Source organism: Roseibium sp. (assembly GCF_050301095.1).
GTDB lineage: Bacteria > Pseudomonadota > Alphaproteobacteria > Rhizobiales > Stappiaceae > Roseibium.
On record NZ_JBNKYW010000040.1, the window covers coordinates 78,380 to 93,326 of the forward strand.

At 61.1% G+C, this 14,947-nt stretch carries 12 protein-coding genes; 7 read left to right on the plus strand and 5 right to left on the minus strand.

Translation table 11 applies throughout. The annotated features are described in order from the left end of the window. Positions 1–37: 37 nt before the first annotated feature. The gene (locus ACQY7U_RS03095) at positions 38–841 is read right to left on the minus strand and encodes a 3'(2'),5'-bisphosphate nucleotidase CysQ (protein WP_428641836.1); all 804 of its coding nucleotides are present in this window, start codon (positions 839–841) and stop codon (positions 38–40) included. Next, a complete protein-coding gene (locus ACQY7U_RS03100; RefSeq protein WP_428641838.1) occupies positions 828–2,171 on the minus strand; it encodes a TldD/PmbA family protein in 1,344 nt (447 codons plus the stop codon). Before ACQY7U_RS03100 ends, ACQY7U_RS03095 begins: the two co-directional genes overlap by 14 nt. Before the next feature lie 440 nt (positions 2,172–2,611). Here ACQY7U_RS03100 and ACQY7U_RS03105 point away from each other — a divergent pair, with 440 nt between their 5' ends. Continuing rightward, positions 2,612–3,202, plus strand: a complete 591-nt coding sequence (locus ACQY7U_RS03105; RefSeq protein ID WP_428641840.1) for a DUF6101 family protein — start codon at positions 2,612–2,614, stop codon at positions 3,200–3,202. A 75-nt stretch (positions 3,203–3,277) separates the two neighbouring features. Here ACQY7U_RS03105 and ubiA read toward each other — a convergent pair whose 3' ends face one another. Next, positions 3,278–4,222 (minus strand): 4-hydroxybenzoate octaprenyltransferase, encoded by a 945-nt coding sequence (ubiA, locus tag ACQY7U_RS03110; RefSeq protein WP_428641841.1) that lies wholly within the window; start codon positions 4,220–4,222, stop codon positions 3,278–3,280. A 300-nt stretch (positions 4,223–4,522) separates the two neighbouring features. On the opposite strand from ubiA, the gene purD reads away from it, so the two are divergent. The 6 genes from purD to ACQY7U_RS03140 all read left to right on the plus strand — a co-directional run bounded on the left by purD (position 4,523) and on the right by ACQY7U_RS03140 (position 12,691). Continuing rightward, complete coding sequence (gene purD / locus ACQY7U_RS03115; RefSeq protein WP_428641844.1) at positions 4,523–5,800, plus strand: phosphoribosylamine--glycine ligase; 1,278 nt, start codon at positions 4,523–4,525, stop codon at positions 5,798–5,800. Between the two features lie 70 nt (positions 5,801–5,870). Continuing rightward, complete coding sequence (locus ACQY7U_RS03120; RefSeq protein ID WP_428641846.1) at positions 5,871–6,776, plus strand: alpha/beta fold hydrolase; 906 nt, start codon at positions 5,871–5,873, stop codon at positions 6,774–6,776. A gap of 276 nt (positions 6,777–7,052) precedes the next feature. After that, a complete protein-coding gene (locus ACQY7U_RS03125) occupies positions 7,053–10,229 on the plus strand; it encodes a putative bifunctional diguanylate cyclase/phosphodiesterase (RefSeq protein WP_428641849.1) in 3,177 nt (1,058 codons plus the stop codon). 121 nt (positions 10,230–10,350) lie between these two features. Beyond that, the gene (locus ACQY7U_RS03130; RefSeq protein ID WP_428641851.1) at positions 10,351–11,202 is read left to right on the plus strand and encodes a patatin-like phospholipase family protein; all 852 of its coding nucleotides are present in this window, start codon (positions 10,351–10,353) and stop codon (positions 11,200–11,202) included. Positions 11,203–11,317: 115 nt separating this feature from the next. Beyond that, positions 11,318–11,659, plus strand: coding sequence for a hypothetical protein (locus ACQY7U_RS03135; protein WP_428641852.1), 342 nt, complete (start codon positions 11,318–11,320; stop codon positions 11,657–11,659). Between the two features lie 171 nt (positions 11,660–11,830). Next, a complete protein-coding gene (locus ACQY7U_RS03140) occupies positions 11,831–12,691 on the plus strand; it encodes an MBL fold metallo-hydrolase (RefSeq protein ID WP_428641854.1) in 861 nt (286 codons plus the stop codon). 14 nt (positions 12,692–12,705) lie between these two features. On the opposite strand, the gene rsmD is transcribed toward ACQY7U_RS03140, so the two are convergent. Further along, complete coding sequence (gene rsmD, locus ACQY7U_RS03145) at positions 12,706–13,269, minus strand: 16S rRNA (guanine(966)-N(2))-methyltransferase RsmD (protein WP_428641857.1); 564 nt, start codon at positions 13,267–13,269, stop codon at positions 12,706–12,708. Further along, positions 13,266–14,657, minus strand: coding sequence for a pseudouridine synthase (locus ACQY7U_RS03150; RefSeq protein WP_428641859.1), 1,392 nt, complete (start codon positions 14,655–14,657; stop codon positions 13,266–13,268). Before ACQY7U_RS03150 ends, rsmD begins: the two co-directional genes overlap by 4 nt. Between the last annotated feature and the right edge of the window lie 290 nt (positions 14,658–14,947).

Below are 14,947 nucleotides of genomic sequence, written 5' to 3' on the forward strand. Positions count from 1 at the left end.
TCCTCACTTGTTGTCGGTGCGCCCTTGCTGCCGGGCCCTAGCCGATTGCGCCCTCAAACAGGCTGCGCACGGGATTGATCAGCGCTTCCGGGGCTGCGATCAGCGCCGGATGGCCGGTCTTCGCGCGGTTGTAGATCAGGTTCCGGCCGGACAGGTCGGTTAATCTTCCGCCCGCTTCCTGCACCAAAAGATCGGCGGCTGCAAGATCCCAGTCGCTCGGTCCGCCACGGGCGGCCCCGACATCGATCCGGCCTGCCGCAACGGTCGCTATCCGGTAGGCGAGCGAGCGCAGGACGGTGGTGCCGACGAAACCGGCGGCCATGACGTCCTTGTTGGCGATGATCGAATGCGGCCCGGTCAGGGTTGCCCCGCCGATGGTCCGACGGCCGGAGACGCTTATCCGGTTGCCATTCAGGAATGCCCCGCCTCCGGCTTTTGCCAGAAACATTTCCTCGCGCCTCGGACAGAAGACCGCACCGGCAACCGGCCGACCGTCTTCCACGACGGCCGCGCAGACCGTCCATTCGTTGCCTCCAGCCAGAAAAGCGCGCGTGCCGTCGATCGGGTCGACGATGAAGACGCGCTTGCAGGCGAGACGATGACGGTCATCCGCGGTTTCCTCGGACAACCAGCCGTATCCGGGGCGATTGCCCCTCAATTCGTCCGTCAGGAACCTGTCGACCGCGAGATCGGCTTCCGACACCGGCGACCTGTTGTTTCCCTTGAACCAGGTTTCCGGATCCTTGCCGAAATATCGCAGGGCCAGCGCGCCGGCCTCGCGGGCGGCGTCTTCCAAAAGGCGCAGGTCCTCGTCCAGAGCGCCCGTCTCAGCTTCCTGCAAGAGCCATTCCTTCAATCATGACAGAGGGGGTTGCGGTGGAGTAGCGGTTGTCCAGGTCGCTGCCCGGCACGAGCCGCTTGAACATGTCGTTCAGATTGCCGGCGATGGTGATCTCGCTGACCGGTTCGACGATTTGCCCCTTCTCGAACCAGAAACCGGAAGCACCGCGGGAATAGTCCCCGGTGATGCCGTTGACGCCATGTCCGATCAGGTCAGTGACCAATAGCCCCTCGCCGGCTTCCGCCATCAGCTCTTCCAGGCTTTTTTCACCCGGCATCAACGTGATGTTCGTCGCCCCCGGCGACGTACCGCTGCCACTGCGATGTGCGCGGCCGTTCGGTTTGAGACCGAGTTCGCGCGCAGAGGCTCCATCCAGGAACCAGTGTTGCAGCACGCCGTCTCCGATCATGTTCAGAACTTCGGCACGGGTACCTTCCCCATCAAAGGGGCGGGTGGCTGCCCCCCGTCGCTTGAACGGATCGTCGACCACCTGGATACCGGGTGCAAACACCGCCTCACCCATCCTGTCCTTCAGGAAACTGGTCTTGCGGGCGATCGAGGCACCGTTGATCGCACCGGCCAGGTGCCCGAGCAGGCTGCGGGCCGCACGGGACTCATAAATGACGTTGGTTGTCCGGGTCGACAGCTTCTGCGGATTGAGCCGACGCACCGCCCGTTCGCCCGCCCGGCGTCCGATCTCCGCGGGATCCTCGAGGTCCTCGAAGTAGGTCCGGCTGTCGAAATCGTAATCCCGCTCCATGGCTGTGCCTTCGCCGGCAACCGCCGTCATGGACATGCCATAGCGGGACGTGATGTAGGACCCCTCGAAGCCATGGCTGGTGGCCAGAACAACACCGGCAAGGCGCCAGGATGCGCCGGCACCGCCCGACTTGCTCACGCCGTCGACGGCCAGACCTGCGGCTTCGGCTTCGAGGGCAATATCAGTCAGCTCATCGGCGGTCATTTCCCGGGTATCCAGAAGCTCAAGGACCGGGAAGTCCTTCACAAGCAGCTCCGGATCGGCGAGACCGGCGTAGGGGTCTTCCGGCGCAACCCTGGCCATGGCCACGGCGCGCTCCGCCAGCCCGTCCGGATCGTCGAGGCGGTTGGCGGAAACGGCAGCGGTGCGCTTGCCGACGAAAACGCGCAGGGTGACATCGTCGCCCTCCGAGCGCTCGGTTTCCTCCACCTTGCCTTCCCGGACATCTACGCCCAGGGAAACACCGGTCACCGCGACCGCGTCACAGGCGTCCGCTCCGGCCTTTCGTGCGGCCTCGACGAGACGCGCTGCACGGGATTGCAATTCACTTTGATCGATCAGTTCCGACATATGTTCCGTTCCGCCTACCATTAAGGCTGATGTTTACGCTCCGAGCAGGCGTGCTGCAACAGGGCCGGTCATTTCCCGCTGTTCGTGCGGCTTTCGTTCTATTGCCCCGGACTGGCGGAGCCAGTTTCCCCCAAAGATAGGCTCGAACCGGCACGATTGTCAGACCGCGCGACAATTCTTCCACCACTGAAGATTCTATAGCGGAAACCCGGGGATAGCCGAACCGCCCGTCAGATTGCCGTTCCGCGTCCCGGGCTTTCACGCCTTCGACCGCCACATGTTTGAACAAGGCGTTACCAGCTTGATTACATTCCGGTAACCCTCTTTGAAATCAGACTTTTTTAACTCTGTCTCTTAAGCGGTTCACGACTTTTGTGCCGTAAGTTCGAAGACATCGAGAGACCAAAAGGTCCGACCACTAAGGTCCGGTGGAGAGTCATTTGAGACGTCAGACAGAAATACAGGAACTGAAGGCAGCCGGGGCAGGTGCGGAAGCGTTTCCGCAACCCGGTTGCCTTCCGGTCCACTTCCAGCAGCGACTGGAATCCCGGCCGGGCACACCGTCCCTGCCGTCAGATATTTTCCTCGATCGTGACAGGGCTGTCATCAAGCGGCGGGTCGCCGGCGTCCCGGTCACCGTTGTTGTCCCCGCAAGCGGATTTGACGGTGTCATGGTGCGGATCGTTCCGGGCGAAGCTCCCGGTGAAATCCTCGCCGCCCTGATCCTGAAACATCCGGACAACGCCCTGTCGATCACGCTGGCGGAAACGGAAAGATCCGAAGATCTTGCCCTGCTCTGGGGCCAGTGGGCGCAAATCTTCAACCTGCCGATGCTCGTCTGCGATCTCGGCGGCAAGGTGAAACCGATTGAAGCCTTCAGCGCCACCCCTGCCGCCAGCCCTGCGCCACGCCGCAAGCTGCGCCTCCTCACCGGCCGCCGGCCGCGCTTCCTGAACAAGCGCCGAACCGGACGGGGCGTCGCGGCTTCCGCAAGTTTCGCTCACGAACGTGAGATCATCGCGCGCAACTGAACCGGGGCGCTCGAAAGAAACGTTTATCAAAGGCTCCGTACGGCGGGGCCTTTCGTGTTTCGGGGCAAAGACCGCTCAGATCCAGCCGATAAACGCGTCCAGTACAAATCCGCCGAACAGGATCCAGCCATAGGTGCCGTTGGAACGAAACAGTTTCAGGCACTGGTCGCCGTCATCAATATCCAGCACCGCGATCTGCCAGCCGAGATGCACGACGCCGGCAAGAAGACCGGCGAAGGCCGCGGGCCCCGCGTCCGCCAGGATCGCCGCTGCCCCGAACAGGACCGTGGCGATGCCATAGAGTGCGATCAGGGCCGGTTTCGTCCGCTCGCCGAACAATCGCGCGGTCGACTTCACCCCGACGAGAGCGTCGTCTTCCTTGTCCTGATGGGCATAGATCGTGTCGTAACCGATCGTCCAGCAGATGCCGCCCAGATAGAGCAGCACCGGAGGCCAGGAGAGAGAGCCGAAGGCAGCGGCCCATCCCATGAAAGCTCCCCAGGAAAAGGCGAATCCCAGGAAAAGCTGTGGCCAGTTGGTGACCCGCTTCATGAAGGGATAGATCGCGACCGGCAGCAGGGAGACCAGGCCGAGGATGATGGTGAAACTGTTGAACTGCAGCAGCACTGCCAGACCGACCAGCGCCTGCACCACCAGAAAGACCTTCGCCTGGAACTTACTCACCTGGCCCGCCGGAATGGGACGCGACCGGGTCCGTTCCACCTGGGCGTCGATATTGACATCGACAATATCGTTATAGGTGCAGCCGGCGCCGCGCATGGCGACCGCGCCGATGAAAAAAAGCAGCAGATGCCAGGGATTGGGCCACCCCTGGCCGGCCGCGATCGCCGCCAGTGCCGCCGACCAGCAGCAGGGCCACAGCAGCAGTTCCCAGCCGATCGGCCTCTCCCAGCGGGCGAGACGCGCATAGGGGCGCATGGAGGCCGGAAGGCGGGTATCCACCCAATGCCGTTTCACCGCATCGGCGACCGGTCCGGTGTCTTTGGTCGAAAACAACATGCTCTGCCTGCCTGAATGCCCTGGGTCTGCTTGTCCTGAACGGTCCTTCTAGCGGCATTTGAAAACTATTTCATCCGGCAATCCGGTATCCCGTCGCGGGGGCGGCCTCTTGTCCGGGGCGAAGAGCGCCGGCCATATCGGGTTTGCCGGGTTCCAACGCACCATTAGCAGCTTGCCGGTGCCCCTGACCATTTGCAGCTTGCCGGTGCCCGTGATAGACCCCGCGCGAGCAAGGCGAACCGGCCGGAATCGGCTAAGGACGGCCTTTCCGTATCAACGCGATTTTGAGACTGGGCTTTCATGAAACTTCTCCTCATCGGATCCGGTGGCCGCGAACACGCCCTGGCCTGGGCACTGGCGAAATCTCCCAAGCTCACCAAGCTTTATGCGGCTCCCGGAAACGCGGGCATCGCCAAGCTGGCCGAACTTTCCGATCTGGACGTTTCAGACCACGAGGCGGTAATCGAATTCTGCCGGCGAAAGGAAATCGATCTTGTCGTCGTCGGGCCCGAAGCCCCGCTTGTTGCCGGACTTGTCGACGATCTGGAAGATGCCGGCATAAAGACATTCGGTCCGCGCAAGGCCCCTGCCCAGCTGGAAGGCTCGAAAGCCTTTACCAAGGGCGTCTGTGACGAGGCCGGCATACCGACAGCCGGCTATGGACGTTTCGATACCGCCGATGCGGCCCTCGCCTATGTTCGGGAGAAAGGCGCCCCCATCGTGGTCAAGGCCGACGGACTTGCCGCCGGCAAGGGCGTGGTTGTCGCCATGACACCGGACGAAGCGGAAGCGGCCGTGAATGCCTGCTTCGAGGGGTCTTTCGGAGCGGCAGGAGCTGAAGTCGTCATCGAGGAGTTCCTGGAAGGCGAGGAAGCCAGCTTCTTCGTACTTTCCGACGGAACGAACGCCCTTCCGCTTGCCACCGCCCAGGACCACAAACGCGCCTACGACGGTGACGAAGGCCCGAACACCGGCGGCATGGGAGCCTATTCGCCTGCGCCTGTTCTCACCGCACCGTTGGTCGACGACGTGATGAAACGGATCATCGAGCCGACCATCTCGACGCTGGCAAAACGCGGCACGCCGTTCAAGGGCGTTCTCTATGCCGGTTTGATGATGACCGCGGACGGCCCGAAACTCATCGAATACAACACCCGCTTCGGCGATCCGGAATGCCAGGTTCTGATGATGCGGCTGAAGAGCGACTTTCTGGAGCTGATCCTGGCCAGCGTCGAAGGGCGGTTGGACAAGGTTTCCGCCGACTGGCGGGAAGACCCCGCCCTGACCGTCGTCATGGCCGCCAAAGGCTATCCGGGCAGCTACGAAAAAGGCACCGAAATCAAGGGACTCGACCAGCTTTCCGCCGACGATCTGGAGGTGTTCCACGCTGGCACAAAAGAAGACGGCGGACGCATTCTGGCCAATGGCGGCCGGGTCCTGAACGTGACGGCCTTCGGCAGAACGGTCGGCGAGGCTCAGAAGAAAGCCTATGACGCCGTTTCACGGATCGACTGGCCGGAAGGTTTCTGCCGGACGGACATCGGCTGGCGTGCCATTGCCCGGGAAACACAAGGGTAACCCGCTTTGTGCTTGGCGAGCACCGGCATGCGCGGCTAATCTCTGCTTGTTGTCAGGCGGAGAGACCGGATTGAACAAAAACCTGCCGGAGATGTTTCCCGGATACGACACGATCGAGATCGAGACCGCCGACGTCAGGTTCTTCTGCCGCGTCGGCGGATCGGGACCACCGCTGTTACTTTTGCACGGCTATCCGCAGTCCCACGTCATCTGGCACACCACCGCTCCATATCTTGGCAAGGATTTCACGCTCGTCCTGCCGGATCTGCCGGGATACGGCCAGTCGTCCGTTCCGCCGCTCGGCGGCAGCCACGAAGCCTATTCCAAACGCAACTGGGCCCGCGCCTTGATCGAAATGATGCAGGTGCTCGGTCACGAAAGGTTCTCCGTCGCAGGCCACGACCGCGGCGGCCGTGTGGCCTACCGCATGGCGATGGACCATCCGGAAGCGCTTGAGCGGGTCGCGGTTCTCGACATTCTGCCGACAGCCGACTACTGGGACCGGCTGGAACGCTCCTTCGGACTGAAAATCTACCACTGGATGTTCCTGGCCCAGCCCGCCCCGTTCCCGGAAAAGTTTATTTCCGCCTGCCCGATCCGTTTCCTCGAACACACGCTAGCAAGCTGGACCGCCGCCAGGAACCTCGATTGCTTTTCCAGAGAAGCTCTCATCCACAACAGGGACTGGTTCTGCGATCCCGACAGGGTCGCCGCGACCTGCGAAGATTACCGGGCGGGCGCGACAATCGACTACGAACACGACAACACGGACCGGATGGCTGGCAGGAAGATAAAAACGCCGCTGCTGGCACTCTGGGGCGACAAGGGCATTGCCGCAAGTGTCGAGGATCCGCTCGCAGCCTGGGCCAACTGGTGCGAAGAGGTCGCCGGCGCAGCGCTGCCCTGCGGTCATTTCCTGCCCGAAGAAAAACCGGTGCAGACAGCAGAAGCACTTCTGAATTTCTTTTCAGCGTGACCCGACCGCATTTTTTCCGGCACAAGTCTTACTTAACGTCAACATTTAGATCCGCACGTTTCATTCGCATAAAACTACAACTAACACGATCGCATTCACGAATGACCTTAATGTTCCTTAAGGAACGCATTCAATACAATTTAACGATTCAGCATTACTGATAAAACTGGCATTGATAGGTTGTGTTAGAACGCCCAACCAAGCGGCGAAAACTGACAGCATACCATCTTGCCGGAGTTGTGCGGTTTCGGCTGCCCATTGGATTAGGTGCAACGCGTGAGCAAGCAGGTATCAGGGGATGCGGAAGGGCTACGTGAGGGCGTGCCACGCCTTCGCGACATGCGCGCACGTCTTGACCGGATCCACGCCCGATGGTGTGCGAATGGTACCCAAGTTGAAAAACCGCTAAGGGCGGTCTTTCTGACCGTCCTCGCACTGACCGTCTGCACACTGACGCTCCTCAATATTGTTTCCGAGTACCGAACTCTGCGTGAACCGCAGGAAATTCTCGTACAGACGGCTGAAAAGTTGCTGATGCAGCAAAGGGCCCTGGGGACGCAAACACTCGATCAGGCCATCAACACCATCAGTGCCAACACCGATCTGCAAAACGCGATCAGGGACGGCAACAAGCTGGAAATCGAGCTCATTGCGGACCGGGTGTTTGCCGGCAAGGCGAACAGGCTCGAAATCGTAGATTTCACGATATACGGCTCAAATCAGGAACTCGTTTATCGCGCCCGCACTTCCGGTGCGCAGGTAGCTGCACCCTCCACGTTTCATTCGGATCTGGCGTCAAGCCTGTTCAGCAAGACCAACAGCATCGAATTCGGTCCCGAGTTGCAGGCGATCGTCAGCGTTTTCCGTCCGTGGGTGTCCGGAGGCACGCTGCTCGGCTATCTGAAGTTGTCTATCGACATCGAACCGTCCCTCGTTCTGGCAGGCGCCGCTGTCAACGCCCAGATCGTGAAGATCTGCCAAATCGAGGAAAAAGACGCTCAATCGGGAACGGTCGTCCGGTACAAGCCCCTCGGCGACACTGCACCGTCAGGTTTCGATTTCGCGGCCATCACCGGCGGCAGCGGCTTCAACGGTCTCAACAGGTTTTCCATTCAGGACGGGCGGGTCTTCATGATCCACGACCTGCCGCTGCCTTTGGCTCAGGACGCCGGCGACATGAAGCTGGTTCTCGTCAAGGATGTCACAAGCAACGCCTGGGATTTTCTGGGAAGAACCCTGATTTCCCTGCTTGCCGGGATTGGCCTGGCATCCCTGTCCTGGATGATCATCCGCCGGTTGCTTTCCGGAATGCAGTCCTCCGTATGGACCATGCGGCAACGACTGGAAACGGAGTTGCTCGAAAGCACGCGCAAGCTTGAACACAGCGCATACCGGCTAAACGAAGCCCAGCGCATCGCGCATATCGGCAGCTGGGAACGGGACATTGGAACAAATGAAATCGTGGCGTCGGAAGAGTTCTTCCGCATCATGGACATTTCCCCCGACCTGCCGGCCGGGGACATCCAGAAGCACTTTTATGCCCGCATTCCCGAGGAACAACTTCGCTCCCTGAGCACTGTCGTCGAGAGTGCCATCGAGACTTGTGGCGACTTCGATTTTGAACATTCGCTGGTGTTGGACAACGGCGGGATCCGGCAATTGCATGTCAGCGGTTATGTTCAGGCCGGTCCCGACGGAAAGGCCGCCCGGGTCTTTGGCATCGTCCACGATATCAGCGAACGTTACCGGGCCGAGCGCCAGAACAATCTTCTGGCAAACATCCTGGAATCGTCCCTCAACGAGATCTACATCCTGAATGCGGAAACCTTCCGCATCGAATACGCAAACAAGTGTGCGCTCAGAAACACCGGCTACAGCGAGGAAGAACTCAAGTCGCAGCGCATCTGGCATGTCAACCCGGTCTACGACCAGGGAAGGGTACGGCGTCACATGGCTCCGCTGCTGCATGGCGTCCAGAACAGCCTGTCGCTTGAGGGCCTGCACCGGCGCAAGGACGGAACGGAATATCCCGTCGACCTGCGGATACAGCTCTTGAGAGATCACGACCGGGAACTGCTGGTTGCCATTGCAAATGACGTTTCAGAGCGGGTCCAGCGGGAAACGGAAACCCGCGAGGCCAAGGTGCGTGCCGAACGTCTGGCCTACTTCGATCCCCTGACCAAACTGTCGAACCGGGCGGGCTGTCAGCGGGACGCCAAGATCCGGTTCGCCGAAGGCGACAAACCCGCCTTCCTCGTTCACGTCGACATGGATGGCTTCAAACGGGTCAACGACACGCTCGGACATCTTGCCGGCGATCACTGCCTGGAGGAAACCGGACGCCGCTTGAGAGAGGTCTGCCGCGGTCTGGGCACCGCCTACCGCTGGGGAGGCGACGAATTCGTCATTCTTGCATCGAGCAGTTCCTCCGACCCGAACGAACTTTGCGAACGGGCCCGCAGGCTTATGCGCGTTCCGATGGAATATGAAGGAAGCCGGTTCTGGCCCACGGTCAGCATGGGCATTGCCCTGTGCCCGGAAGATGGCGGCGACTTCGACACGCTTCTGGTCAATGCCGATCTTGCGCTCTACCAGTCCAAAGAGAGCGGCAAGGATCGCATCACCTTCTTCAAGCCGGACATGAAAGCCGACAGCGAGACCGAGGCCAGGGTCGAGCGGGAGCTGCACGGCGCCGTCAAGAACCGGGAATTCGTACTGCATTTCCAACCGCAGGTGAACATGCGGTCGCACCAGGTGACCGGGGTCGAAGCCCTGGTCCGCTGGCAGCATCCGGATCGCGGACTGGTGTCACCGGGCCTGTTCCTGCCCGTCGTCGAAAAGACCAGCCTTGCTCCCATCCTCGGTGAGATCGTCATCGACAACGCCTTGGCGGCAGCCAGAAGCTGGCTTGACCGGGGGCTCGATTTCGGGCGCATATCGATCAACCTCTCCCCGTCCCATCTGGCTTCCGGTCTGCTGGTCGATCACTTCAAGTCCGCCATGGAGCGGCACAACGTCAGTCCCGAACGGATTACCGCGGAAGTGCTGGAATCGGTATTCCTGAACGACAACCGTTCCGGCCATCAGGCCGCGCTCCGGGAGCTTTACGAGCTAGGTGTCCATATCGAACTGGACGATTTCGGCACCGGTTACGCTTCCCTCACCCACTTGTCGGATCTGCCGATCAACGGTTTGAAGATCGACCAGTCCTTCACCCGGCAGATGCTGGACGATCCCAAGAAGGAAGCGGTCGTCAATCACCTCATCCATCTGGCCCGCGCCCTGAACATCGATGTCATTTGCGAGGGCGTGGAAACCGAAGAGCAATATGACCGCCTGCGGATGATGGGGGACTTTTCCATCCAGGGGTACCTGATCGCCCGGCCGATGACTTATGACATGGTAACCGACTGGATCAGCGAAACGTCCAACGATCTCTATTACGTGGTCTGACCCGTCACGGCTTTTTCCTGCCATCTTCAGCGCCTTCAATACCTTCCGGGTGCTTGGCAAAGCTTTTCCCGCCCCCCATGTGATTGGTGCCTGAAGCGCAAATGGAAGAGGATTGGAAAACATGACCGTCACGACGCACGCGCCCCGGATCGGACTTGCCCTTGGGGGCGGGGGGGCACGCGGTCTTGCTCATATTCCGGTTCTTGAGGCTTTGGACGACCTTGGTCTGAGACCTGTAAAAATCGCTGGAACCTCCATCGGTGCGATCCTGGGGGCTGCCTATGCAAGCGGTCTCGGCGGCGAGGACATCCGGCGCATTGTCCTGGAGATATTCGCCGACCGCAATGCCGTCCTGTCCAGGCTCTGGCAGCTCCGTCCGAGACGCTTCAAGGACATGTTTCGCACAGGCCCCGTCCAGTTCGACCCGGAACGGGTGCTTGAGGTATTCCTTTCAGACTACCTGCCCGACAGTTTTGAAGACCTGAAAACACCGCTGAGGCTGCTTGCGACCGATTTCTATGGCTGCCAGGAAGTGGACTTCGAGTCCGGACCGCTTCTGCCGGCCATAGCCGCCTCCATAGCGATTCCAGCGGTTTTCCGTCCCGTCAGGCACGGGGACCGTTACCTGATCGACGGCGGCGTCGTTAATCCACTGCCCTTTGACGGTCTGCGTGCGGAATGTGACATCGTGATTGCTGTCGATGTCGTCGGCGCACCGGTTCCGCGGGAAAAAGGCGCGGAAATCAGCATGATGGATTCGCTTTTCGGCTCCTCCCAGATCCTGATGCAGACCATCACCACGCAAAAACTCAAAACAGATCAACCGGATATCCTGGTTCGTCCACCTCACGACAACATCCGGGTCCTCGACTTCATGAAAGCCGGGCGCATTCTTGATGCGGCAGAGTCCTTACGGGAAAATACGAAGAAGAGGATAGAAGAACTGGTAAAAGAGTCGATGCCTGTTACTTAGCGGCAACATATACAAAATTTGCCACATAAATCATTTTTATTAGATCCAGGCCGCCATTTAATAAAGCATTAATAAAGTCGCTAAATACTTTTCCTGAGAAACGAGGAGAAAGTTAATGCGGCCCACAGGATCAGCGGACCTGGACAACTGCCCGGTACCAGAGGATTTGCTCAAGCGGCTCATGGAGGCGACCTTGAACGCGGTCTCCGATATTGGCTGCCAGCTTCCCGAAAACCAGCGCGCGGCACTCGCGGTCTATTGTTACCGGCGCGCCCATTTCCGCCGACTCGGCCTTTCCCTGGCCGCCCTCTGCAGCCGCCAGGCGCTTGCCCGGGAAGCCGGTCATGCCGGGGAACTGATCCACATGCAAGCCAGCAACTCCGACGCCCAGGCGGACAAGGAGCGGAGCACCTTGACCAGAGGCAGCAAACCTGCCGTCAGCCTGTACGTCGTCTGAAACATCCAACCCGGGGCCGGTTTCTCCTCCCGCCAGCCCCCACCTCAGGCAACCGCCTTCGCAGATCCGCTGCGCGAGCTGGTTGCCTTTTTCTTTTCCAGGCGAACCTGCTTGCCCTTGAAGATCTGCTCTCTACACTAATTGAGACGCACAGAGTTCGGGTGGCCTGACATGTCGCATGGGATATCTGCCGTTTACAGTCCGGCAAAACAGCTGCTTTGTTTCCTGAATTGGGGAACATTGCTTCTCGGACTGCTTTTTTCGCTCCTCTTCTGCCTGCCAGCCCTCGCCGTCTGCCAGTTTGTCGCCGACCTGCCCGCCGTACCGCCGGCAGCGGGACAGGGCCGCGTCTGGCAAGCTGTCCTGCAGGACGATGAAGTCCAGATTCGTTACATCGGCCATTCCACCTTCGAGATCGAAACTCCGAAAGGCGTCAGGATCGCGACGGACTACAACGACAATGTCAGGCCGTTCCTGCCCCCAACCGTTGCCACCATGAACGGTGCCCACAGCACCCATTTTTCCGTCAGCCCCGACCCGAGCATCGAGCACCTGCTCTATGGCTGGAACCCGGACGGCGGCCCCATCGACCACGACCTGACGGTTCAGGACGTGCATATCCGCAACCTCCAGACCAACATCCGCGGCTGGAACGGAGAGGTCCGAAGGCTCGGCAATTCCATTTTCGTTTTCGAAGTTGCCAATCTGTGCATCGCCCACCTCGGCCACCTCCATCACAGGTTGACCGAGGAAGATCTGAAACGTCTCGGGCATATCGACATCGTCTTCGCCGCTGTCGACAATTCCTCAACCCTGCGGCTGGACAGCTTGATGGACGTTCTGGAAAGCATCGGGCCGTCGATGGTGATCCCGATGCACTTTCACTTCGCGGGCGCCCTTCAGGCCTTTGAGGCCAGGGCGCGGGACGCGGGCTACGAGGTGATGCGGGCGGACACGCCGAAACTGGTCGTCACAAGAACGAGCCTGCCCTCGCAAAAAACCGTCTATGTGATGATGCCCGGCGGCGCCTGAGTGCGGCCCGGAATTTATTCACCGGAACCGTAGCGCAGGAAAAGCACCTGGCTGTCGCCCGTGGCACGCCGGTCAATCTCGGCAAAGCCTGCGGGAACGACAATCTCCGCACTCGCGCGTTCTTCAAGCACGCAGATGGCATCCGGCTTGAGCCAGCCTCCGGATGCCGCCGACGCAAGGGCCTGTTCGCCGAATCCCTTGTCGTAAGGGGGGTCTGCAAACAGGAGATCAAAGGGCTCGATGGTGCCCGCACTGCCGAGCCGGGTCGCATCGCGCCGGAAGATCTTCGCCGCACCGTTCAGCCCCAGCGTTTCCATGTTGCGGCGGATGACACCGCGGGCTTCCGCCCCCTCTTCAATGAAGGTGCAATGGCGCGCACCCCGGCTGATTGCCTCGAATCCGAGGGCGCCGGTTCCGGCAAAAAGGTCCAGAACACGGGCGCCGTCCAGATCAACATCCAGTCCGTGCGCGAGAATGTTGAAAACCGTCTCGCGCAGCCGGTCGCTGGTCGGTCGCGTCGACTGGGACTTCGGCGCGGCCAGCGCCGCGCCCTTGAAACGTCCGGCGACTATTCTCACGAACGGCCTCCGCCGCGCGGACCCCGCCCCCCTTTCGGCGGACCGCCCTGGTCCTTCTTGTCGCGCCCGGTGCGGCTTTCCTGCTGCTTGTCCTCAAGCGTACCCTCCTCACCCCAGATGCGGCGCGGCGGCGGCGAGAAGCGCTCTTCTCCGAACTCCTTGCGCGCCCTGGGTTCGGACGTAAGCCGGAAACGGGAGCGGGGCGACACTTTTTCCTGCCGCGCACCGGCATTCTTGCGCTTCTGCGGTTTTCGCTCCTGATCCGCACCGGCCTTTGCGGACTTGCGGCGATCGGTCTCCGACTTGCCTTCGCGGGCTGTCAGCCATTTGCCCTGACCGCCCTCACGGCGCTCACCGGATTTCCGGTCGCCCTGTTTCCGGTCGCCCTGTTTCCTGTCCCCGGACTTTCTGTCACCCGGACGGCCGCCGGTGCGTTTTGCACCCGCCGGCTTTTTCTCGTCCTCAGGCTTCGGCGCATGGAAGATCGGCGCGTCGAAATCGGCCCCGGCCTCCTCGGCCAGGGTTTCCCCGAGCTGGTCGCGCAACACGCGCCCGCGGATTTCGCGGACATCGCCTTCCGGAAGGTCCATGAGCTGGAACGGTCCGTAGGACAGGCGGATCAGCCGGTTCACCGCAAGCCCCAGATGCTCCAGCACCCGTTTGACTTCCCGGTTCTTGCCTTCGCGCAGCCCAACCGTCATCCAGACGTTGCCGCCCTGCTCCTTGTCGAGCGTGGCCTCGATGGCCCCGTAAAGAACGCCCTCAATGGCAACGCCATCCTTAAGCCCGTCGAGATCCGCCTGGGTCACCTTGCCGAAGGCACGCACGCGGTAACGCCGCAGCCAGCCGGTGGCCGGCAGCTCCAGCACACGCGCCAGGCCGCCGTCGTTGGTCAGAAGCAGCAGTCCCTCGGTGTTGATGTCGAGGCGCCCGACGGTCAGGACGCGCGGCAACTCGGCCGGCAGCCTGTCGAAAACCGTTGGCCGACCTTCAGGATCCTTGTTGGTCGTCACCAGCCCGCGCGGCTTGTGATAGAGCCAGAGCCGGGTGCGTTCACGTGTCGGCAGGGGATTGCCGTCGACGAGCACCTTGTCGTTGGGTGTTACAGTGACGGCCGGGGTCGTCAGGACCTCGCCGTTGAGCTGAACACGGCCGTTTTCGATCCAGGTTTCGGCTTCACGGCGCGAGCAGAGCCCGACGCGTGCCATCACCTTCGCGATCCGCTCGCCGCGGTCAGCGGTTTCGTCGGCAAGACGCGGGGCCGCAGGCGCAGCGTCCGGTTTTCTGGCGCCCTTGGACGGGGCGCGGCGCCTTTCCGGTGCGCGCCGGTCACGCCCCTGGCCCTTGGCAGGCCCCGGGCGTTTTGGAGGAGATTTTCTTGTCGTCATGCGCGCGTCATACCAGAGCTTGACCGTTTCGGGAATCGCTTGTTTTCATCGCCCGCTGCAAGGGTCCTCCCCGATTGCTGCATAGCTCACCTGGGAACCGGCCTTCACACCGGGGCTGACGGGATGCGAAAATGCCTCTAAACAGGGCGCAGACGACGCCCCGAAGTCCCTTCACCACGGATCCCCATGAGCGATTCAGAAGCAGATACATGCCAGCAGTCCTTCATGGACATAGCCCTGGAAGAAGCCGAAAAAGCCGCCGCGCGCGGCGAAGTGCCGGTCGGGGCGGT